This window comes from Ornithinicoccus hortensis, assembly GCF_006716185.1.
GTDB lineage: Bacteria > Actinomycetota > Actinomycetes > Actinomycetales > Dermatophilaceae > Ornithinicoccus > Ornithinicoccus hortensis.
The window spans coordinates 3473729-3492767 of record NZ_VFOP01000001.1; the positions used below are offsets into that span (position 1 = coordinate 3473729).

Genomic DNA, 19039 nt, shown 5'->3' on the forward strand with positions numbered 1-19039 from the left:
CGGGCCCACCCGTCGTGCCGGTCGTCTTGCCGGTCCTGACAGGTCCTGCCGGTCCCGTCCGGTTCAGACGACCACGTCGGCGGAGACCCGCTTGGCGTGCCGGAAGCCCAGCAGGCTGAGCACGAACATCAGGGCCGAGGCGATGTAGGCGCCGATGGCGGCGATGCCGGCGATCGTGCCCATCGTGGCGAAGGCGTAACCGTAGAGCAGCAGCCCGCGCAGCGTCTCGCCCTTGAACCGGGACTCCCGCTGGGCGGTGAGCTCGGCGGCGAGCTCCTCGTCACCGGCCTCCTCGGCCGCGGAGATGTCGGCGCCCAGCTCGGAGTAGGTGCGACCGTCCGTCGCCTGGTCCATGTGGACCTTGATGAAGTAGTCGGCGTAGGCCCGGGCGTGGGCGCCGGTGGTCATCTGCTCCCCCGCGAACTCCCGGAGCGGGGCGTACTCCTCGCCCTCGATGGCGGGGCCGGACGGCATGGTGATGTTCTGGGCGGACAGTTGCTCGTGGACCTGGTTGCCCACGAAGGTGCTGGCCCAGGTCAGCAACCCACCGGTCACCAGGAGGACGACGGCCATCAGCAGGCCGGCGGCGGACAGGAGGTTGTCGAGGGTCTTGCGGCGCATGAGGGTGCTGCTCCTAGGGAGTCCGGGGTGTGATGCCCCCACCTTCGGTGGGGTCCTCTCCACCATCGCCCAGGGCAGGCGCCCCGGCCCAGGGACCAACGTCCCGTCCCGACCCGCCGGAGGACACCCCTGTCGCGGGACCTGGATGCCGGCATACGGCATGGAACCGGGTGGAGGTGAGACACGTCAGAGGGGCGACGTGGTTCACTGAGAACCGACGGGACCCGCCGGAGGTCCCGCCGAGACGAAGGGGGCGAGGCCTCAGATGCTCGCTGCACTCACCGGGATGGGCCTGTCCGCCGCGGCCGGCCTCAACGCCTACATACCGTTCCTCATCGTCGCTCTGATCGCCCGCTTCACCGACGTGATCAACTTGCCCGCGCAGTTCGCCTGGATCGAGTCCGGGTGGGCCATCGGCGGTGCCGCCGTGCTGCTGTTCGCCGAGGTGGTGCTGGACAAGGTGCCGGTCGTGGACCACCTCAACGACGCCATCGGCACGTTCATCCGCCCTGCCACCGGCGGCCTCATCTTCGCCGCCACCCAGGCCGCGGAGGACCTGGAGCAGAGCAGCGGCTTCCTGCAGGAGAACCCGTGGATCGGCGTGGTCGCCGGGATCGTGATCTCGGGGCTGGTGCACACCGGCAAGGCGGTCACCCGCCCGGCCGTGAACGGCACCACGATGGGCTTCGGGGCGCCGGTCGTGTCGGCGGCCGAGGACACCGCCTCGGTGTCGCTGAGCCTCGTCGCGATCTTCTTCCCCGTCATCGTCTTCGTCCTGCTGATCCTGATGGTGTGGGGAGGCTTTGTCCTGTGGCGCGGGGTGCGCCGGCGCAAGCTGGCCAAACAACAGGCGCTGCGGGACGCCGGCTACTGAGCCACCGGCGTCCCGGCCACTGGCTGGGTCACTGGATGAACCGTCGGGCGATCCAGTTGCCCAGGAACTGCACGGACTGCACGAGCGCGATCAGCACGACGATGATCAGGAGCATGATCGCGTAGTCGAACCGCTGGTAGCCGTAGGTCAGGGCCAGGTTGCCCAGGCCCCCACCGCCGACGGCCCCGGCGACCGCGGTCGCGTCGATCAGCGCCACGAAGATGAAGGTCAGCGACAGGATGAGTGGCCCCAGGGCCTCCCTGCCCACGAACCCGAACAGGATGTGCAACGGCTTGGCCCCGACGGCGCGGGCCGCCTCGATCGCGCCGGGGTCGACCGCCACCAGGTTGGACTCGGCCACCCGGGCGATGCCCACGGACGCCGCGATCGTCAGCGGCAGGATCGCCGCGGCGGGCCCGATGCTGGTGCCGAGCAGGTTGCGGGTCACCGGGGTCAGCGCGATCAACAGGATGATGAACGGGATCGGGCGCAGCGTGTTCACCACCAGGTTCAGGCCCACGTGCACCGCCCGGTTAGCCAGGATCTGCCCGGACCGGGTGGCGAACAGGAAGAGCCCGAGGACCAGGCCGATGATGCTGGCGAAGAAGAACGAGACGGAGACCATGAAGAGGGTCTCCCACAACGCGACGCCGACCCGGTCGACGGTGCTGGCACTGAACAGGTCGCTCACCAGGTGCTCACTTCCGCGTGCTGGCGCAGGCCGGCGACGAACGCGTCGACGTCCTGCCCCTCGCCATACAGGGCCAGGCTCAGCTGACCGTAGGGCAGGCCCTTGGTCCGGGAGATCCCCCCGGTGATCACGGTGAAGTCGACGTCGTGCTGCCGGGCCAGCCGGCTCAGCACCGGGGACCGGAGCAACGACTCCTGGACGACCACGGAGATGCCCGTGCCGGCGAACCCCTCGCGCAGCTCCCGGCGGTCCTCCTCCGACAAGGTCATCCGGGTGTAGGAGCCGACCAGTCCGGCGCTGACCGGGTGCTCGGGGCGGGAGAGCACCTGGTGGACCTCGCCGGTCTCGACGACCTGGCCCCGGGACAGGATGGAGAGCCGGTCGGCGAGGCGGGCGATGACGTCCATCTCGTGGGTGACGACCACCATGGTGATGCCGAACTCGGTGTTGGCCGCCCGGAGCAGGTCGATGATCTCGGTCGTGGTCTGGGGGTCCAGCGCGCTGGTCGCCTCGTCCGCCAGCACGATCGAGGGCCGGGTGGCGATCGCGCGGGCGATCCCGACCCGCTGCTTCTGCCCACCGGAGAGCTGGCGCGGCTTGGCGAACGCCTTGCCGTGCAGCCCGACGAAGTCGATCAGCTCGGCGACCCGGGCGTTGATCGCCTCCTTGCTCCACCCCGCCAGCTTCAGCGGCACCGCGATGTTGTCGTAGACGGTGCGGGCGTTCCACAGGCTGAACTGCTGGAAGACCATGCCGATCGAGCGGCGTAGTGCCCGCATCTCGTCCGGTCGCAGCCCGGCCAGGTCCGTGCCGTCGACCGCGATCGTGCCGGAGGTGGGGCGTTCCAGGCCGTCGATCATCCGCAGCAGGGTCGACTTGCCGGCCCCGGACTGCCCGATCAGGCCGTAGATCTCCCCCGCCTCGATCGACAGGGAGACGTCCTGGAGCGCCAGCTGCGGGTCGGCGCCCTTGGCGCCCGGGAACTGCTTGGTGACGTCGGTCAGCCGGATGCGTTCAGTCATGGTGGTGGGTCCGCCGGGGTGACCCGGTCACTCCTGCGACAGCTCGGCCAGCGTCGAGCGGAGCTGGTCGACCGGGAACTCCACGATGGTGGACTCCCCGCGCTTCTCCTCCTCCAGGGCGGTCACCACCCGCTCGTCCCGGTAGGTCTCCTCCAGCAACGGCCACGCCTCGTTGTCGACGTTGTCCGCGCGGGTGGCCACGACGATGATGTACGGGGCCGAGGACTCCGCCGACGCGTCCTCGAGCACCAGGGCGTCGTCGCTGGTGATCCCCAGCGCCGGGTCGAAGTCGTCGGTGGCCACGACCACCGCCTCGACCGACGGGTCCTCGTATGCCGTCTGCACCGACTCGTGCGCCAGCCGCACCAGCTCGATGTTGCGCGGGTTGCTGGTGATGTCCTCCTCCACCGGGAACACCCCGGCGTCCGGGTCGACCTCGAGCACCCCGGCGGTCTGCAGGATGAACAGCGCCCGGGAGAAGTTCGCCGGGTCGTCCGGGACCGCGATCCGTGCCCCGTCCGGGATCGAGTCCGCCGAGTCGTGGTCCTCGGAGAACAGGCCCCAGCTGGAGATCACGGTGGAGAACAGCGGCGTGACGTCCGACCCCGTCTCCTTGTTGAACTGGCTGAGCCAGGCGACGTGCTGGAAGGAGTTGGCGTCCACCTCACCCTCGATCAGCGCCGTGTTGGGCAGGTACGGGTCGGTGAAGTTGGTGAACGTGATGTCCAGCCCCTTCTCCTTGCCCACCTCGACGATCTTGTCCTGGAAGTCGCTCTGTGCGGTGTCGGCGATGTGCAGCGGGATCAGCTCACCGGTCTCGTCCTCCCCGCCCAGCAGCCGCGGGACCAGGAAGGCCCCGGCGCCCACCAGCAGGACCGCGACGAGCGCCGCGATCCCGAGCCTCTTGCGCTTGCCGGACGCGGCGTCGAAGTGGGCCTGGATCTCCTGCGAACTGGACTGCGGGGCGTTGGGTTCCTGCGGCATTGACTCTCCTGGGGCGGGCACGGGTTGACGAGCGATGCATAACGTACCCTTTGTTGTTCGCCAAGTTAAACTTGGGGTCGCCTGGGTGCAGGATTATCGGGTTACCCCGGAACCTGGCGCTATCGACCGGGAAGCTTCTGCTACGAAGCACAGGATTATCGGGTCACCCGATAATCCTGCAGGGGGGCCAGCGCAGCGGGTCAGCCGGAGCGGCGGGAGGCCAGAACGGCGTCGTAGAGCTCCTTGCGGCGCAGGCCGGTGCGGGCGGCCTCCTCGGCACAGACGTCCTTGAGCCGCTCCCCGGCGGCGACGCGGGCCCGTATGCCGTCGAGCACCTCGTCGAGGTCGACGGCACCCCGGTCGCGGGTCGGGTCGGCGCCGGCGACGACGACCGTGATCTCGCCACGGACGCCGTCGGCCGCCCGGTCCCGCAACTGTCCCAGCGGACCTCGCCAGACCTCCTCGTAGGTCTTGGTCAGCTCGCGGCAGACGGCCGCCGGCCGGTCCTCCCCCAGGGCCGCGGCCAGGGCGGCGAGCATCGCGGCGAGCCGGTGCGGGGCCTCGAAGAAGACCATCGTGCGGGGCTCGTCGACCAGGGCCGCGAGCCAGCGGTCCCGCTCCCCGGCCTTGCGGGGCAGGAAGCCCTCGAAGCAGAACCGGTCGACCGGCAGGCCGGAGACGGCCAGCGCCATCAGCACGGCGCTCGGCCCGGGCACGCAGGTCACGTCCAGGTCCTCCGCGACGGTGGCCGTGACCAGGCGGTAGCCGGGGTCGGACACGGACGGCATCCCCGCGTCGGTGACCAGCAGCACCCGGTCGCCGGCGGCGATCCGCTGCACCAGTTCGGGGGTGCGCGCCGCCTCGTTGTGCTCGTGGTAGCTCAGCACCCGACCGGTCGGCTGCACGCCGAGCCGGTCACACAGCCGACGCAACCGGCGGGTGTCCTCGGCGGCGACCAGGTCGGCCCCCGCCAGCTCCTCCAGGAGCCGGGGCGAGGCGTCCCGGGGATCCCCGATCGGCGTCGCCGCCAGGACCAGGACCCCCGGGGCCGGCCGGCTCACGAGCGGTGACGGTATGCGCGCTGCAGGTCGCCGTTGAGCTGGGAGATGACGTTGAGCGGGATGCCCTTCGGGCAGGCCCGGGAGCACTCACCGAGGTTCGTGCAGCCGCCGAAGCCCTCTTCCTCGTACTGGCCCACCATCGAGAACACCCGGGCGTCCCGCTCCGGCTGGCCCTGCGGGAGCTCGCCGAGGTGCGTGACCTTGGCACCCATGAAGAGCATGCCCGCGGCATTCGGGCAGGCGGCGACGCAGGCGCCGCAGCCGATGCACTCGGCGGCCATGAACGCCCGGTCGGCGTTGTCCTTGGGCACCGGGGTGGCGTGCGCGTCCGGGGCGGAGCCGGTGTCGGCCGAGATGAAGCCGCCGGAGGCGATGATCCGGTCGAAGGAGCTCCGGTCCACCACCAGGTCGCGGATCACCGGGAAGGGCTCGGCCCGCCAGGGCTCGATGACGACCTCGTCCCCGTCCTTGAAGGAGCGCATGTGCAACTGGCAGGTGGTGGTCCGCTCCGGCCCGTGGGCCTGACCGTTGATCATCAGCCCGCACATACCGCAGATGCCCTCGCGGCAGTCGCTGTCGAAGGCCACCGGCTCCTCGCCCTTGGCGATGAGGTCCTCGTTGAGGACATCGAGCATCTCCAGGAAGGACATCTCCTCGGAGACACCCTCGATCGGATAGGTGACCATCCGGCCTGCGTCGGCCGGGCCGTCCTGCCGCCAGATCTTCAGGGTCAGCTTCACTTGTAACTCCGTTGCTTCAGCTCGATGAACTCATACTCCAGGTTCTCCTTGTGCAGCACCGGGTTCCCGGAGTCGCCGCCCCACTCCCAGGCGGCGACGTAGGCGAACTCGTCGTCGTGCCGCAACGCCTCGCCGTCCTCGGTCTGGGACTCGGCCCGGAAGTGCCCGCCGCAGGACTCGCGGCGGTGCAGGGCGTCGATGCACATCAGCTCGCCGAGCTCGAGGAAGTCGGCCACCCGGCCGGCTTTCTCCAGCGACTGGTTGAGCGTGTCGGCCGCCCCGAGCACCCGCACGTTGCGCCAGAACTCCTCGCGCAGCGAGCGGATCAGGTCGATCGCCTTGCGCAGCCCCTCCTCGCTGCGCTCCATCCCGCAGTACTCCCACATGATGTGGCCGAGTTCCTTGTGGAAGGAGTCGACGGAGCGTTCCCCGTTGATGGAGAGCAGCTTCTCGATCCGCTCCTCCACCGAGGCGCGCGCCGCCACCACGTCCGGGTGGTCCTCGGCCAGCGGCTCGTAGGGGCCGTTGGCGAGGTAGTCCCGGATGGTGTTGGGCAGCACGAAGTAGCCGTCGGCCAGGCCCTGCATCAGCGCGGACGCCCCGAGCCGGTTGGCACCGTGGTCGGAGAAGTTGGCCTCGCCGGCCACGAACAGACCCGGGATGCTGGACTCGAGGTCGTAGTCGACCCACAGCCCGCCCATCGTGTAGTGCACGGCGGGGTAGATCCGCATCGGGACCTGGTAGGGGTTCTCCCCGGTGATCCGCTCGTACATGTCGAACAGGTTGCCGTACTTGGCCCGCACGGCGTCCTCCCCGAGGCGGGAGATGGCGTCGGCGAAGTCCAGGTAGACACCGCGGCGGAAGTCCCCGACCTTGGGCCCGACCCCGCGGCCCTCGTCGCACATGTTCTTGGCCTGCCGGGAGGCGATGTCCCGGGGCACCAGGTTGCCGAAGGAGGGGTAGATCCGCTCCAGGTAGTAGTCGCGGTCCTCCTCGGGGATCTCCCGCGGGTCCTTTTCGCAGTCGTCCCGGTTCTTCGGCACCCAGATCCGGCCGTCGTTGCGCAACGACTCGCTCATCAGGGTCAGCTTGGACTGGTGGTCACCCGAGACCGGGATGCAGGTCGGGTGGATCTGGGTGTAGCACGGGTTGGCGAAGTAGGCGCCCTTACGGTGCGCGCGCCAGCTCGCGGTGACGTTGCAGCCCATCGCGTTGGTGGACAGGAAGAAGACGTTGCCGTAGCCGCCGCTGGCCAGGACCACGGCGTCCGCCAGGTGGGTCTCGATCTCGCCGGAGACCATGTCGCGGGCCACGATCCCCCGCGCCTTGCCGTCCACCACGATGAGCTCGAGCATCTCGTGCCGCGGGAACATCTGCACCGTCCCGGCGCCGATCTGCCGCTCCAGCGCCTGGTAGGCCCCGATCAGCAGCTGCTGACCGGTCTGTCCCCGGGCGTAGAAGGTGCGCGAGACCTGCACGCCACCGAACGAGCGGTTGTCCAGCAACCCGCCGTACTCCCGGGCAAACGGCACGCCCTGCGCCACGCACTGGTCGATGATGTCGACGCTGACCTCGGCCAACCGGTAGACGTTGGTCTCCCGGGAGCGGTAGTCGCCACCCTTGACCGTGTCGTAGAACAGCCGGTATGCCGAGTCGCCGTCACCCTTGTAGTTCTTGGCCGCGTTGATCCCGCCCTGGGCGGCGATCGAGTGGGCCCGGCGCGGGCTGTCCTGGTAGCAGAACGACTTGACGTTGTAGCCGGCCTCCCCCAGCGTCGCGCCGGCCGAGGCACCGGCCAGGCCGGTGCCCACGATGATGACGTCCAGCTTGCGCCGGTTGGCCGGGTTGACGAGTTTGGCGTCGAACTTGCGCTGTTGCCACATCGTGACGATGTCGGTTTTCGGCGCCTTGGCGTCGGCGACCGGCTCGCCCTCGGTGTAGAGGCCTTCGATCAGCGTCTCCGTCATGGTGTGTGCTGCTCCGTCCTGGTCAGGGTCCGCTCGGGGGCGTGGGTCACGGGATGAGTCCGAACAGGATGCTGAACGGCGGGGCGAGGAAGCCGATCACCACGACCGCGGCGACCGCGACCGAGACGACCCGGATCACCTCGGCGCGGTCCAGGCTGGTGTTCAGGCCCAGCGTCATCGCGGCGCTCCAGACCCCGTGCAGCAGGTGCATGCCCAGGGCGAGGACGGCGATCACGTAGATCAGGACCGCCCACCACACCTCGAAGCTGGACACCAGCCGGTCGCTGGGTCGGCTGAAGTCGCCGTTGACCTGGATCGTGTTGGTGGTGAAGTGCAGCAGGTGGAAGACCACGAAGAGGAGCAGGGCCACGCCGCCCCAGCGCATCGCCCGGGAGACGAAGATCGACTTGGCGGCCTTGTTGACCTGGTAGCGCGTCTTGCGGGCGGCGCCGGCGCGGGCCCACAGGGTGAAGGCCGACCACGCGTGCAGCACCAGGCTCACCAGCAGGGTGATCCGCATCACCCACAGGAAACCACCCTCCGGCAGCATCGGTGAGCCGAAGGTGCGCAGGTGGTGGGCGTACTCATCGAACGCGTCCTTGCCGGCAAAGATCATCAGGTTGCCGTACATGTGGGCGAGGATGAAACCGATGAAGATCAGGCCGGTCACGGCCATGACGGTCTTCAGCAGGATGCTATTGGGCCCGGAGCGCGGGCCGGCGGAGACGGTTTGGGTGGCCACGGCACCGGACTCTACTACTCGGCACGCGCCCGACTGCGGGAACCTTGCACTTTCCCGCCTACGATGTCGCCCGTGGATGCAGGGGAGGACGCCGGCGCGCTGCGCGAGCGACTCCTCGGCCCGGCGCCCGGACGGCGCGAGGTGCGGTGGGGCTGGTGGGGCCCGCTGATCGCGATGGTGCTGGGGGGCATCCTCCGGTTCGTCCACCTGGGGCACCCGCACCAGCTGGTCTTCGACGAGACCTACTACGTCAAGCAGGCCTGGTCCCTCATCCAGTTCGGCCACGAGCGGCACATCAAGGAGGGGCTGGAGGAGCCGGACGCGCTGTTCACCGCCGGCAACCCGGACGTCTTCGGGACCGCGCCGGACATGGTGGTGCACCCACCGGTCGGCAAGTGGATGATCGGGGCCGGCGAGTGGCTGTTCGGGGTGGACAGCTCGTTCGGCTGGCGGTTCGCCTGCGCCGTGGTGGGCACCCTGTCGATCCTGATGCTGGGCCGGGCCGCCTGGCGGATGTTCCACAACGCCACCCTGGCCACCGCCGCCGCCACCCTGCTGGCCGTCGACGGGCACCACTTCGTCCACTCCCGGACCGGCCTGCTCGACGTCTTCGTGATGTTCTGGGCGCTCGCCGCGTTCTGCGCGCTCCTGGCGGACCGCGACCGCACCAGGGCACGGCTGGCCGACGCGGCGGCCAGGATGGGACCGGCGGCCGTGGCGGCCAGCCGGTTCGGCCCCGGGACCGGGATCCGCTGGTGGCGCCTGGTGGCCGCGCTCTGCCTGGGACTGTGCCTGGGCACCAAGTGGTCCGGCGGCTACTTCCTGGCCGTCTTCGGCCTGATGACCGTCTGGTGGGACATCGGGGCCCGACGCACGATCGGGGTGCCCCGGTGGTTCCGGGCGGGGGTGGTGCGCGACGGCATACCGGCCTTCCTGACCGTCGTGCCGATCGCGGTGCTGACCTACCTGGCGACGTGGGCCGGATGGTTCGCCTCCACGGACGGCTACAAGCGGCAGTGGGCGGCCAGCCACCCCGCCGAGGGGCTGACCCGGTTCCTGCCGGACGCGCTGCGCTCGCTGTTGAGCTACCACCAAGAGGTCCTGGCCTTCCACGTCGGCCTGCAGAACGAGCACAAGTGGTCCTCGAACCCGTGGTCCTGGATCATCCAGGGCCGCCCCACGCTGTTCTTCGCCGAGTGGCCCTCGCGCGGCCAGGACGGGTGCACGGCCAACGAGTGCGTCAAGTACATCGCCTCGCTGGGCAACCTGTTCGTCTGGTGGGGGGCCACGGCCGGGCTGCTCGTCGTGGTCTTCCTGTGGCTGCTCGGCCGGGACTGGCGCGCGGGCGCGGCCCTGGCCGGGATCGCCGCGGGGTGGCTCCCCTGGTTCCTCTACCAGACCCGCACCATCTACTCCTTCTACGCCGTCGCGTTCGTGCCCTGGCTGGTGCTGGTCGTGGTCTGTTGCCTGGGGTTGGTGCTCGGCCGGGATTCCGACCCACCCGCCCGACGACGGTGGGGTATGGCGATCGTCTGCACCTACGTGCTGCTCGCCGTGGCCCTCTTCGCCTGGTACTACCCGGTCTACACCGCCGAGGTGATCCCCCGGACGCAGTGGCAGTGGCGGCTGTGGTTCGACTTCTGGACCTGAGGCACCCCACCCGGCCACCGTGATCCGCGCCCGCCCGGTGAGCTCCTCGCTAGGATGCGACCCGATGCGACTCACGAGACTGGTCACGCCCCTGCTCGTGCTCGGGTTGCTGGCGGGGTGCGGGACGGACGGGGACGACGGCGACGACGGGGCACCGGGGACCCGACCGCAGGACGCCGCCGCGTCCACCACCCGGACCGCGCCGGCACAGGGGCAGGATCCGTCCACGTCGCCCGAGGAGGCCACCACCGAGGAGGCCACCACCGAGGAGGCCACGAAGCCGCCCTGTGACGCCGGCGAGCGGGCCGAGTGGCACGACCTGATGGGGACCGGCGGACCGGACGCCTTTCAACTCGGCGAGGGCGGCCCCGGGGTCGTCCTGCTCCACCAGAACGACGGTCGCGCGTGCGCCTGGGTCCCCTTCGCCGACCAGTTGGCCGCGCAGGGGTATGCGGTGCTGGTCCCCGTGATGGAGAGCGGGACCTGGCCGCAGCCGGTCATCGCCCGGGGGGCCGAGCAACTGCGGGGCGGGGGCAGCGACAGCATCGCCCTGGTGGGAGCCTCGATGGGCGGCACCTACGCCATCGCCGCAGCGCCCGACCTGGCGCAACCACCTGACGTCGTGGTGGCCGTGTCGGCTCCCGGGTACTACCGGGGAGCGAGCGCGCGGGACGTCATCGGCGACCTGACGCTCCCGGTCCTGCTCGTGGCGGCCCAGGAGGACGCCGGCTTCGCGGACGAGGGCCAGACGATGGCCGCGGCCGCCCAGGACGCGGAGCTGGTCATCCTGCCGGGGTATGCCCACGGCATCCGGCTCCTGGAGCAGGACCCCGATGCGGCCCGGGCGGTGCTGGATGCGTTGCACGAGCACGTCCCGGTAGACGCGGGGGCCGACTGAGTCCGGCCCTGCTCCCCCACCGGTCCGACTCCTACTCGGTCAGGCCCATCGCCTCGGCGAGCGCCAGGTGGCGGCTCCCCTCCTCGGCGCGCCCGGCCCGCTGCAGCGTGCGGGCCAGCACCAGGTGGGCGTAGGCGTCGCTGGGCCACCGCTCCACGATGACCTTCAGCTCCTGCTCGGCCCGCCCGAGCTGGGCGGAGTGGTAGTAGGAGCGCGCCAGCAACAGCCGCAGCTCCTGCTGGTCCGGCTCCTCCTCGACGAGGTCGCGCAGGATCTTGGCAGCGCCTGCATAGTCCTTCGTCTCGAACAGGAAGGTGGCCCGGTCGTAGCGGGCGGCCGCGTCGGTCATGTGCCCGAGTCTGCCGCATCCTCCCCTCACCCTCACCCCGGACAGTTGCACCTGCGGTCGGCAGGGGCGACAGTGGGGTATGCCGCGCCGCACCACCGACTACCGCGGGCTCGCCGAGTCCAGCCGGGTCCGGTTGCTCCGCGCGATCCAGCTGTCCCCCGGGAGCACTCTGCGCCAGCTGACCGAGCGCACCGGGATCCACGAGAACACCGCGCGCGATCACCTGCGCACCCTCGAGCAGGAGGGGTTGATCACGACCCGGCCGCTCCGCAGCGGTCGGCGCGGCCGCCCCGCCACGACATACACCGCGGTCGATGACACGAGCACCAACGAGGCGGCCCACCGCCGGGTCGAACGGGCACTGCAGAAGCGTCGGCTGCTCCGCACCCTGCTGCCCGAACACGACCGGACCGGCGGGCTCGCCGAGGCCGCCGTCCACCAGTTGGATGTCCTGCAGGAGCACCTGGACGACACCGGCTTCGACCCGGAGGTCGACCCCCGGCGGATGGTGGTTGGGCTGGTCCCCTGCCCGTTCCACCGCATCGTGAGCGAGGACCAGGAGCTGGCCTGTGCGGCGCACGCCCGCCTGCTCCAGGACACCCTGGCGCAGGTGCCGGGGCCGGTCCGGTTGGAGGAGCTCCGCCCGTTCGTGACCCCGCAGTCCTGCGAGGTTCGACTGGCCTACTACGAGGCGTCGGAATAAACACGGTCGAAACTCCGGGGTGCCTCGGACCGGTCCTAGCATGTCGCTCGGACTCGCCTGCCGCGCAACCAGGTGCATTCTCGTCCCGGCCTTTGCTGCCCTGCGCGCGTGGTGGTGGTCCTCGGATCGTTGACGCGAGACAGGACGGGCCATGGCTGGATCACGCGACCAGGACACCCTCGTCACCAGGGGTGTGGGGAAGCCGGCAGGAAGCGGTCGGGTCGACCTGACTATCTCCAAGGGATGGGTCCAGGGGGTGGCCCTGGTCCTGGTCTTCGGCTTCCTCGTCATGGGGATCCTCGCCTACCGCACCTACAGCGACGGGATGCCGCAACCCGAGCGGGTGGTCGACGAGTCCGGCACCGTGGTCTACACCGGCGAGGAGATCACCAACGGCCAGGCGATCTTCCTGCGCCGGGGACTGCAGCAGTACGGGTCGGTCATGGGCCACGGCGGCTACCTCGGTCCCGACTACACGGCCGAGTCCCTGCGGCTCGGGACCGAGCACATCCGGGCGGACCTGGAGCAGCAGGGCGTGCCGGACCCCAGCAGCGCCGTCGTGGACATCCAGCGGGCGAACCAGTATGACGAGGCGACGGGGACGCTGGTGCTGACGGCCGAGCAGGTGGCCGCCTTCGACCACCTCACGGAGCACTACGCGACGGTGTTCGGGGAGGACTCCACCAAGTACGGGCTCATCCCCGAGATGATCACCGACCCCGAGCAGATCCACGACCTCACGGCCTTCTTCTCCTGGACCGCGTGGGCGGCCGCCGCGGAACGGCCGGGCCACTCCTACTCCTACACCAACAACTGGCCGCCCGACGAGAGCGTCGGCAACACCCCCACCGCGGACATCCTGGTGTGGTCGGCGATGTCGTTGGTGGCGTTGTTGGCCGGCTTGGGGGCGCTGTTCGCCCTGTACGGCCGGTGGAGCCGGAAGATCGGCTGGCACGGGAACGAGGCCCCGTCGCTGGCCTTCCTCCAACCGGGCAAGGTCGCGATCACCCCGTCCCAACGGGTCACCGCGTGGTTCTTCCTGGTCGTGGCCGTGCTGTTCCTCGTGCAGGCCACGCTGGGGGCGGCGATCGAGCACTACCGCGCGGACCTGTCCACCTTCTTCGGGCTGGACCTGGCCCGGCTGCTGCCGTTCAACCTGGCCCGCACCTGGCACGTCCAGCTCTCGCTCCTGTGGACCGCCGCGTCCTTCCTCGCGGCCGGCATCTTCCTCGCGCCGATCATCTCCGGCCGGGAGCCCCGGCGACAGTCCTGGCTCGCGACCGGGCTCCTGGTGGCGCTGGCCCTGGTGGTGGCCGGCACCCTCACCGGCACCGCCCTGAGCACCTTCGGCGTCGACTGGGCCGAGGGTTCGGTCTTCTTCGACCAGCAGTGGGAGTACCTCGACCTGCCGCGCTTCTGGCAGGCCCTGCTGGTGATCGGGCTGTTCCTGTGGATCGCGATCATCTACCGGGCGATCCGGTCCAGGCTGCGGACCGAGAGCAAGTTCAACATGCCGTGGCTGTTCTTCTACGCCGGCCTGGCGATCCCGGGGTTCTACGCCGTCGGGCTGCTCGCCGGGACCGAGACGCACATCACGGTCGCCGAGTTCTGGCGGTTCTGGGTGGTGCACCTGTGGGTGGAGGACTTCCTCGAGCTGTTCACGACGGTGATGGTGGCCTACATCTTCGTGATGCTCGGGGTGGTGCGCCGCAAGATCGCGATCCAGATCATTTTCCTGGACGTCATCCTGTACTCGATCGGCGGCGTGCTCGGCACGATGCACCACCTGTACTTCTCCGGGACCCCGGTCGAGCACATGGCGCTGGGCGCCTTCTTCTCCGCCCTCGAGGTCATCCCGCTGACCTTCCTCACCGTGGAGGCGTGGACCTTCCTGCAACTCGGGTCCCGGCAGGAGTCCCGCAGCAGCGCGCCCTTCCCGCACCGGTGGGCCGTCATGTTCCTGGTGGCGGTCGGCTTCTGGAACTTCGTGGGCGCCGGCGTCTTCGGTTTCCTGATCAACCTGCCCATCGTGTCCTACTACCAGATCGGCACCGCCCTGACCGCCAACCATGCCCACGGCGCGATGATGGGCGTCTACGGGATGCTGGCGGTCGGGCTGGCGCTGTTCGCTCTCCGCTACATCATCCCGCCGCAGCGGTGGCCCGACCGATTGGCCAAACTCTCCTTCTGGTCGCTCAACGTCGGGCTGGCCTGGATGGTCTTCGCCACCCTGCTGCCGCTCGGGGTCCTCCAACTGTGGCACTCGGTCAACGAGGGCTACTTCGAGGCACGCACCCTGGGGTACATCTCCGAGCCGGGCAACGCGATCCTGGAGTGGCTGCGGATGCCCGGGGACGTGGTCTTCCTGGTCACCGGCATCCTGCCGTTCCTGTGGATCGCCTGGCTCGGTGTGCGCCACGGGATCCCGGCCACCACCCACACCATGGAGCCGGAGACGCTCTTCGTGGAGGAGCACGAACGGGCCCGGGAGGACCGCACCGGTCTGGTCGCGGCGGGCGGCGGTGGCCCGGCCGGCGGCAGCGACGCCGGTCGGACCGCGGGCCGCGACGGGCGGGACGACCCGTGATCGACCTGACCTCGGTCGCCCCGACGACCTGGTTCGCCACCGGGTATGCCGTGGTGCTGGTGATCGTCGCCTACGGGATCGACCTGATGTCGCACCGGGCGGCCCGCAACCTGGAGTCGCACCGCACGGCCGGCTTCGTCTACCACGAGGACCACGACGCCTGGGTCTGCCCGGAGGACCAGTGGCTGTGGCCGCAGTCGTTCGATCCCGACAACCGGGTGATGCGCTACCGGGGCAGTCCGACGATCTGCAACGCCTGCCCGGTGAAGGACACCTGCACCAGCTCGGCCGGGGGCCGGGAGATCCAACGCAACGTCGACCCGTGGCCTGCCTCGGAGTCGGCCCGGTTCCACCGGGGACTGGCCTGCACGGTCGCGACCCTGGCGGCCGCCTGGCCCCTGGTCAGCGCGTTCGTGGCCCCCACACCGACCGAGTCCTGGGGCCTGGCCGGCATGACCCTGCTGGTGGTCCTGGTCTCGCTGCCGCTGTGGTCCCACCTGCGCCGCGCACGCGTCGACCCGGAGGGCGTGGTGTTCCGCAGCTCCGACGACAACGCGGCCGACCGGGCACAGACCGCACACCACCAGCTGACCCGGCGGACCGCATACTGGTCGGACCGCAAGCACCCCGCCGTGGGTGACTCGGCACCCGGTCACGGGAGAGCCCGATGATCCCCCCGCCCGTCGTCGTCGCCGTCCTCGTCATCCTGCTGGTGGCCCTCCTGCTGGTCTGCGTGCGGATCGTGCCCGAGTACCAGCGGGCCATCGTCTTCCGGTTGGGTCGACTGCGTGGGCCGCTCGGTCCCGGGCTCGTCTTCCTGCTCCCGGGCCTGGACAAGCTGGTCCGGGTCGACCTCCGGGTGGTGACCCTTACCATCCCTCCCCAGGAGGTGATCACCCGGGACAACGTGACCGCCAGGGTCAACGCCGTCGTGCTGTTCCGGGTCGTCGACCCGGTGAGTTCGGTGATGGAGGTGGAGAACCACGCCGTGGCCACCTCCCAGATCGCCCAGACCAGCCTGCGCTCGGTCGTCGGCCGTGCGGACCTCGACACCCTGCTCGCCCACCGTGCGGACCTGAACGAGGACCTGACCTTCTCGCTGGCCAGGCAGACCAAGCCCTGGGGTGTGGAGGCCCAGGTGGTGGAGATCAAGGACGTCGAGATCCCCGAGATGATGCAGCGGGCGATGGCCCGTGAGGCCGAGGCCGAACGGGAGCGCCGGGCCAAGGTGATCAGTGCCCACGGTGAGCTCCAGGCATCCCAGGAACTCCGGGACGCCGCGGCCACGCTCAGCGAGAGCCCCGCCTCGCTGCAGCTGCGCTACCTCCAGACCCTGTTGGAGCTCGGCGCGGACCAGAACTCCACTGTGGTGTTCCCGCTCCCGATGGACATCGTGGGTCCGCTCCTCAACGCCTTCGGCGGCTCCCGCGGAGCGGGGCCCGCGACCTCGCCGTCCCCACTCTCCAGCAGCCCTCCCGCTGACCAGATCCCGACCACCGACAAGGGGGAATGATGCCCTCCTCCCAGCCCGACGCAGCCACGTCCGACATTCCCCCGCCCGGGCGTCCGGTGCTCCTGGAATCGACGCCGCCGGGGTTCTGGGCGCTCATCCTGGGCGGATCCGTCATGGTCCTCGCCCCGCTGTTCGGGTTCCTGATCGGCACGGCGAACGGTCCTGGTGACGGGGACGCCCTGCTGAACCCGATCTACCTCTCGCTGTTCATCGGGGTCGTCGTCGGTGGGTGCGGTGGGTTCATCGCCCTGTGGGGTGGGGCGCGGCTCTACCGTTCGCTCCACCCGTCCGGGTCCGCCGCAGGCGGTGTGGACTCCCCGGCGGGCGGTACCGACCCGGCGACCACCCCGGCACCCGAGACCACCGACTGAGACGGCGCCCCGACCGCGAACTGGCGCAGCAACCCCGGCGTGGCCGAGTCCGCCAGGTCCACCGCCATGGTCAACGGCAGGTCGCGGATCTCGACCGACTCCGGCCCGGCGGCCGTGGTGGCCACCAGCGTGGCCAGCCCGCGCCTGCGTTGGAAGAAGCTCTGCCGGACGTTCCAGCCGATGATGCCGTCCCGCTCGAGTACGTGCCGCTGGCGCAGCAGCGACCCCTGCTGGCCCACCAGGTAGCGCGGGGTCAGCCCGTGCCCGAGGTTGCGGTACTCCTCGAAGCCGATCCACAGCCCGATCAGGGCGAATCCCAGTCCGACCAGCGCGGGCACCCACCAGGGCCAGGACAGGAACACGGCGGCGGTGATCGCCAGTGCGAGCACGATCACGGTGTTCCACTGCGCCTGGACGAACTGCCGCATCCGGGACCGGGGCCCGTGCCGGCGCAGCCGCTTGGTCAGCGCCCCGTCCTCCTCCAGCACGGTGTGGCCCACCTGCTGGTCCACCGCGCGCGGGGAGGGTGGGAGGATCTTGCTGGTGCCGCCCGAGCCGACCCCGGTCGCCAGGGTGAACAGCTCGGCACCCCGGACCATCCGCAGCAGGAGCGCCTCGGTCATCCGCACGCCACGGATCCGGGCCTCCTCGACCGTGGTGGCGTTGGTGGTGAGCAGGCCGCGGGTGACCCGCAGCGTCCCGCGGCGCTCCCGAACCACCCGCAGGTTCCACCACTGGACGACGTAGTTGAGCGTGGACAGCGCGATCCAGGCGATCAGGAGGACGAGGGTGAGCGACCCGACCACCACGATCAGCGCCTGGGCGGCCACCCACTCCCAGGCACCCTCCACCGCGGAGAGGTCCACGTCGATGTCGTCGATGAACTGTGACCCAACACCGAAGATCGCCGCCACGATGGCCAGGCTGGACAGGCTGAACGGCGCGAAGCGCAACCAGGACCAGTCGATCCGGGCCAGTTCCTGCTCGTCCCCGTCGAGGTCGGCTGCGCCGTCCGGCACGCCCGTCGTGGGGTCGTGGCTGCCAGCCCCACCGGCGGCCTCTCCAGCCGCTGTACCTGCGACCCCTGCCCCTGCGGCGCCGGTCCCCCGGGCTCCTGCAGTGCCCTGCCCCACGACCTCGCTACGTCCCAGCAGGTAGCGCCGCAGCTGCGCGGCCTCCTCCTTGCCGAGGGCGTCCAGCTCGATCTGGGTGTCGTCCACGCCGGTGCCGACCTTGACCTTGGTCAGGCCGAGGAGCCGGTGCAGCAGGGAGGACTCCAGGTCGACGCTGCGCACCCGGTCCAGCGGAGCCGTCAGCACGTTGCGGCTGATCAGGCCGCGGTGGACCTGCAGCTGGGTGTCGGTGAACCGGTACTTGGTCGTGACCCACGGGATCATCCCGAAGATCAGTGCCGCCACGGCCGCGATGAGCGCCCCGCGCGCGGCCCAGTCGCTGCCCACGCCCCGCCCGATCCCGAACAGGGCGACCAGGATCGGCGCCGCCAGGCTGATCAGCGTCCGCACCGGCGTCACCAGCAGCATCTTGGGGTTGAGCTGGTGCCATGCGTCGGTCCGCGCCACCTCCGGGGGCGGCGGCAACGGGTATGCCGGCCCCTGGGGCGGTTGGTGCGGTGGCCCCTGCGGCGGCCCGCCAGACGGTGGTCCTGGTGGCCCGGGGAACGGCCGTCCGGTGGGGGGTGGCCCGGGGGGCGGTCCCTCGGTCACGTCGCGTCACCCTCGATGGAGCCGGTGATCTCGGTCAGTTCGGCCACCAGCCGCTCGGCCACGTCCTTGTCGAGCCCCACGATGCTGATCGGGCCCGCGGCGGAGGCGGTGGTGACCGTGATCGAGGCGATCTTGAACATCCGCATCAGCGGGCCCTGCTTGGAGTCCACGGTCTGCACCCGGGACAGCGGGGCGATCCGCTGTTCCCTGGTGACCCACCCGGTCCGGGTGTAGACGGCCGTGGGGGTGACCTCCCAGCGGTGCACGGCATACCGGTAACGCGGCTTGACCAGGATGTCCACGAGCGCCACGACGGCAGCCACGACCAGGATCGCCGTCGCCCACCACCACCGTTCCGGCAGCGCGAACAGGTATACCCCGGTCAGGATGGCCAGGAAGATCACCTGGCCGATCAACGACTCGGTGGTCCAGTAGGCCACCGCCCGTGTGGACACCCGGTGCTCCGGGTCGCGGAGTTCCAGCCCACCGTCCTGCGGCGGGTGCAGCGGCCCGTCCCCCTCACTCATGGGTCCAGCCTCTCA

19 protein-coding genes are annotated in these 19039 nt (G+C 70.3%); 8 read left to right on the plus strand and 11 right to left on the minus strand.

All coding sequences use genetic code 11. The annotated features are described in order from the left end of the window. Positions 1-63 precede the first annotated feature (63 nt). Positions 64-621: a hypothetical protein gene (locus FB467_RS16195; RefSeq protein WP_141786017.1), complete on the minus strand. Its 558-nt coding sequence runs from the start codon at positions 619-621 to the stop codon at positions 64-66. A gap of 265 nt (positions 622-886) precedes the next feature. On the opposite strand from FB467_RS16195, the gene FB467_RS16200 reads away from it, so the two are divergent. Continuing rightward, complete coding sequence (locus FB467_RS16200; RefSeq protein WP_141786018.1) at positions 887-1495, plus strand: DUF4126 domain-containing protein; 609 nt, start codon at positions 887-889, stop codon at positions 1493-1495. Between the two features lie 28 nt (positions 1496-1523). Here the strand turns inward: FB467_RS16200 and FB467_RS16205 are convergent, their stop codons facing one another. From FB467_RS16205 to FB467_RS16235, 7 genes are all read right to left on the minus strand, one after another. Then, positions 1524-2186, minus strand: coding sequence for a methionine ABC transporter permease (locus FB467_RS16205; protein WP_228393310.1), 663 nt, complete (start codon positions 2184-2186; stop codon positions 1524-1526). Further along, a complete protein-coding gene (locus FB467_RS16210; protein WP_141786019.1) occupies positions 2183-3208 on the minus strand; it encodes a methionine ABC transporter ATP-binding protein in 1026 nt (341 codons plus the stop codon). The genes FB467_RS16205 and FB467_RS16210 overlap by 4 nt, the downstream gene beginning before the upstream one ends. Positions 3209-3235: 27 nt before the next feature. Further along, entirely contained in the window at positions 3236-4192 is a 957-nt protein-coding gene (locus FB467_RS16215) for a MetQ/NlpA family ABC transporter substrate-binding protein (RefSeq protein WP_141786020.1), read from the minus strand. A gap of 200 nt (positions 4193-4392) precedes the next feature. Further along, positions 4393-5253, minus strand: coding sequence for a 16S rRNA (cytidine(1402)-2'-O)-methyltransferase (rsmI, locus tag FB467_RS16220; protein WP_141786021.1), 861 nt, complete (start codon positions 5251-5253; stop codon positions 4393-4395). Then, on the minus strand, positions 5250-5993 hold the full coding sequence (locus FB467_RS16225) for a succinate dehydrogenase/fumarate reductase iron-sulfur subunit (RefSeq protein ID WP_141786022.1): 744 nt from the start codon (positions 5991-5993) through the stop codon (positions 5250-5252). The genes rsmI and FB467_RS16225 overlap by 4 nt, the downstream gene beginning before the upstream one ends. Beyond that, a complete protein-coding gene (locus FB467_RS16230; RefSeq protein WP_141786023.1) occupies positions 5990-7960 on the minus strand; it encodes a fumarate reductase/succinate dehydrogenase flavoprotein subunit in 1971 nt (656 codons plus the stop codon). Before FB467_RS16230 ends, FB467_RS16225 begins: the two co-directional genes overlap by 4 nt. Before the next feature lie 46 nt (positions 7961-8006). Then, on the minus strand, positions 8007-8702 hold the full coding sequence (locus FB467_RS16235) for a succinate dehydrogenase cytochrome b subunit (RefSeq protein ID WP_141786024.1): 696 nt from the start codon (positions 8700-8702) through the stop codon (positions 8007-8009). A gap of 63 nt (positions 8703-8765) precedes the next feature. Between FB467_RS16235 and FB467_RS16240 the strand changes: the two genes are divergently transcribed. Then, complete coding sequence (locus FB467_RS16240) at positions 8766-10352, plus strand: dolichyl-phosphate-mannose--protein mannosyltransferase (protein WP_141786025.1); 1587 nt, start codon at positions 8766-8768, stop codon at positions 10350-10352. 64 nt (positions 10353-10416) lie between these two features. Beyond that, complete coding sequence (locus FB467_RS16245) at positions 10417-11250, plus strand: alpha/beta hydrolase (protein WP_141786026.1); 834 nt, start codon at positions 10417-10419, stop codon at positions 11248-11250. 31 nt (positions 11251-11281) lie between these two features. Here the strand turns inward: FB467_RS16245 and FB467_RS16250 are convergent, their stop codons facing one another. Continuing rightward, on the minus strand, positions 11282-11599 hold the full coding sequence (locus FB467_RS16250; RefSeq protein ID WP_141786027.1) for a tetratricopeptide repeat protein: 318 nt from the start codon (positions 11597-11599) through the stop codon (positions 11282-11284). Positions 11600-11678: 79 nt separating this feature from the next. On the opposite strand from FB467_RS16250, the gene FB467_RS16255 reads away from it, so the two are divergent. The 5 genes from FB467_RS16255 (at position 11679) to FB467_RS16275 (ending at position 16773) form a co-directional block, all read left to right on the plus strand. After that, positions 11679-12302 carry a helix-turn-helix transcriptional regulator gene (locus FB467_RS16255; protein WP_170230802.1) on the plus strand — a complete coding sequence of 208 codons (624 nt, stop codon included), beginning with the start codon at positions 11679-11681 and terminating at the stop codon, positions 12300-12302. A 151-nt stretch (positions 12303-12453) separates the two neighbouring features. Continuing rightward, positions 12454-14889 (plus strand): nitric-oxide reductase large subunit, encoded by a 2436-nt coding sequence (locus tag FB467_RS16260; protein WP_141786029.1) that lies wholly within the window; start codon positions 12454-12456, stop codon positions 14887-14889. Beyond that, positions 14886-15560, plus strand: a complete 675-nt coding sequence (locus FB467_RS16265; RefSeq protein ID WP_211350629.1) for a hypothetical protein — start codon at positions 14886-14888, stop codon at positions 15558-15560. The genes FB467_RS16260 and FB467_RS16265 overlap by 4 nt, the downstream gene beginning before the upstream one ends. Next, a complete protein-coding gene (locus FB467_RS16270; RefSeq protein ID WP_141786030.1) occupies positions 15557-16402 on the plus strand; it encodes an SPFH domain-containing protein in 846 nt (281 codons plus the stop codon). The genes FB467_RS16265 and FB467_RS16270 overlap by 4 nt, the downstream gene beginning before the upstream one ends. Further along, complete coding sequence (locus FB467_RS16275) at positions 16402-16773, plus strand: hypothetical protein (RefSeq protein ID WP_194288335.1); 372 nt, start codon at positions 16402-16404, stop codon at positions 16771-16773. The genes FB467_RS16270 and FB467_RS16275 overlap by 1 nt, the downstream gene beginning before the upstream one ends. Here the strand turns inward: FB467_RS16275 and FB467_RS16280 are convergent. Then, entirely contained in the window at positions 16671-18371 is a 1701-nt protein-coding gene (locus FB467_RS16280; protein ID WP_211350630.1) for a PH domain-containing protein, read from the minus strand. The genes FB467_RS16275 and FB467_RS16280 overlap by 103 nt on opposite strands. A gap of 122 nt (positions 18372-18493) precedes the next feature. Then, positions 18494-19024: a PH domain-containing protein gene (locus FB467_RS16290; protein WP_141786033.1), complete on the minus strand. Its 531-nt coding sequence runs from the start codon at positions 19022-19024 to the stop codon at positions 18494-18496. Positions 19025-19039: the final 15 nt, after the last annotated feature.

What these genes read in the sequence shown, in the direction of transcription:
- FB467_RS16275 (WP_194288335.1), top strand. Translation starts at nt 16,402, where the DNA reads ATGCCCTCCTCCCAGCCCGACGCAGCCACGTCCGACATTCCCCCGCCC.
- FB467_RS16210 (WP_141786019.1), bottom strand. Translation starts at nt 3,208, where the DNA reads ATGACTGAACGCATCCGGCTGACCGACGTCACCAAGCAGTTCCCGGGC.
- FB467_RS16255 (WP_170230802.1), top strand. Translation starts at nt 11,679, where the DNA reads ATGCCGCGCCGCACCACCGACTACCGCGGGCTCGCCGAGTCCAGCCGG.
- FB467_RS16250 (WP_141786027.1), bottom strand. Translation starts at nt 11,599, where the DNA reads ATGACCGACGCGGCCGCCCGCTACGACCGGGCCACCTTCCTGTTCGAG.
- FB467_RS16240 (WP_141786025.1), top strand. Translation starts at nt 8,766, where the DNA reads ATGTCGCCCGTGGATGCAGGGGAGGACGCCGGCGCGCTGCGCGAGCGA.
- FB467_RS16215 (WP_141786020.1), bottom strand. Translation starts at nt 4,192, where the DNA reads ATGCCGCAGGAACCCAACGCCCCGCAGTCCAGTTCGCAGGAGATCCAG.
- FB467_RS16290 (WP_141786033.1), bottom strand. Translation starts at nt 19,024, where the DNA reads ATGAGTGAGGGGGACGGGCCGCTGCACCCGCCGCAGGACGGTGGGCTG.
- FB467_RS16270 (WP_141786030.1), top strand. Translation starts at nt 15,557, where the DNA reads ATGATCCCCCCGCCCGTCGTCGTCGCCGTCCTCGTCATCCTGCTGGTG.
- FB467_RS16230 (WP_141786023.1), bottom strand. Translation starts at nt 7,960, where the DNA reads ATGACGGAGACGCTGATCGAAGGCCTCTACACCGAGGGCGAGCCGGTC.
- FB467_RS16195 (WP_141786017.1), bottom strand. Translation starts at nt 621, where the DNA reads ATGCGCCGCAAGACCCTCGACAACCTCCTGTCCGCCGCCGGCCTGCTG.
- FB467_RS16200 (WP_141786018.1), top strand. Translation starts at nt 887, where the DNA reads ATGCTCGCTGCACTCACCGGGATGGGCCTGTCCGCCGCGGCCGGCCTC.
- FB467_RS16245 (WP_141786026.1), top strand. Translation starts at nt 10,417, where the DNA reads ATGCGACTCACGAGACTGGTCACGCCCCTGCTCGTGCTCGGGTTGCTG.
- FB467_RS16260 (WP_141786029.1), top strand. Translation starts at nt 12,454, where the DNA reads ATGGCTGGATCACGCGACCAGGACACCCTCGTCACCAGGGGTGTGGGG.